The organism is Kitasatospora sp. NPDC127116, assembly GCF_042677365.1.
Classification (GTDB): domain Bacteria; phylum Actinomycetota; class Actinomycetes; order Streptomycetales; family Streptomycetaceae; genus Kitasatospora; species Kitasatospora lactacystinica.
On sequence record NZ_JBHXTL010000296.1, the window covers coordinates 1 to 1,648 of the forward strand.

Here is a 1,648-nt window from a genome sequence, read left to right on the forward strand (position 1 = left end):
CCCGTTACCGCGGAGACCGACCTACCTGTGTGTAATTCGGTCTGCAAGACCGTCCCTCCGGTGGCGGTTTCAACCGTGACCGCGGTGACCGTCCGTCCGGTGGTGGCTACGGCCGTGACCGCGACGACCGCGGCGGCTTCCGTCGTGACGACCGTCCCTCCGGCGGCGGTTTCAACCGTGACCGTGACGACCGCGGCGGCGACCGCGGCGGCTTCCGTCGTGACGACCGCCCCTCCGGCGGTGGCTTCAACCGTGACCGCGGCGACCGCCCGACCGGTGGTGGCTTCCGCCGTGACGACCGCCCGAGTGGTTTCCGTCGTGACGACCGTGACGACCGTCCGCGTCGTGACGACCGCCCGTCCGGTGGTGGCTTCAACCGTGACCGCGACGACCGCGGCGGCTTCCGTCGTGACGACCGTCCCTCCGGCGGTGGCTTCAACCGTGACCGCGGCGACCGCCCCTCCGGTGGTGGCTTCCGCCGTGACGACCGTCCGTCCGGCGGTGACCGGGGTGGTTTCCGTCGCGACGACCGTGGTGGCGACCGCGGCGGTTTCCGTCGTGACGACCGCCAGGGCGGCGGCTACGGCCGTGACCGTGACGACCGCGGCGGCGACCGCGGTGGCTACGACGACCGCCGGGGCAACTACGAGCCCGTCAAGCGTCTGCCGATCCCGGAGGACATCACCGGCTTCGAGCTGGACGCGGACGTGCGCCAGGAGCTCAAGAGCCTGCCCAAGACCCTTGCGGACGACGTCGCCCGCAACCTGGTGATGGTGGCCCGCATGCTCGACAGCGAGCCGGAGGAGGCCTACCAGTACTCGCGCGTCGCGCTCCGTCTGGCCTCCCGCGTGGCGGCTGTCCGTGAGGCGGCCGGTTTCGCCTCGTACATGACGCAGCGTTACTCCGAGGCGCTGACCGAGTTCCGCGCCGCCCGTCGGATGACCGGCCGGGTGGACCTGTGGCCGGTGATGGCCGACTGCGAGCGCGGTCTGGGCCGCCCGGAGCGGGCGCTGGCGATGGCCGGTGAGCCCGAGGTGAAGCAGCTGGACAAGGCCGGCCAGGTCGAGATGCGTCTCGTGGCGGCCGGTGCCCGCAGCGACATGGAGCAGTTCGACGCTGCCGTGGTGACGCTGCAGAGCCCGGAGCTGGCTTCCAGCGCCGTGCACGCGTGGACCGCGCGCCTGCGGTACGCCTATGCCGAGGCCCTGATCGCAGCCGGCCGGGCCGACGAGGCCCGTGACTGGTTCGCCAAGGCCGCAGAGGCCGACACCGACGGCACCACCAACGCCTCGGAGCGGCTGGCCGAGATCGACGGCGTGGAGTTCATCGACACGCTCGACCCGGAGCTGGCCGAGGACGAGACCGAGTCGACGGATGCGCCGGCGAAGAAGCGCGGTGGCGGCGACAACGCCGACGACCGCGTGATCTTCGAGGACGAGGAGGACGTCGAGGAGTTCTACGACGAGGACGACCTCGAGATCGACGAGGACTTCGACGGCGTCGTCCCCGAGCGCGTCCAGGAGGTCCAGGACGCCAAGGCCGACACCAAGGCCGAGGCCGAGGACACCAAGGCCGCCGAGGCCGAGCCGAAGGCCGCCGACGCTGGCGCCGAGGCCGCCGCCGACAAGAGCTGAGCAGCTCCCCTGGC

Annotated in this window: 1 protein-coding gene; it reads left to right on the plus strand. The window is 72.0% G+C overall.

Annotation, left to right across the window (positions count from 1 at the left end; all coding sequences use genetic code 11):
* The first annotated feature begins 662 nt into the window (after positions 1-662).
* A complete protein-coding gene (locus ACFVHV_RS43765) occupies positions 663-1,634 on the plus strand; it encodes a hypothetical protein (protein ID WP_380359477.1) in 972 nt (323 codons plus the stop codon).
* The last annotated feature ends 14 nt before the right edge of the window (positions 1,635-1,648 follow it).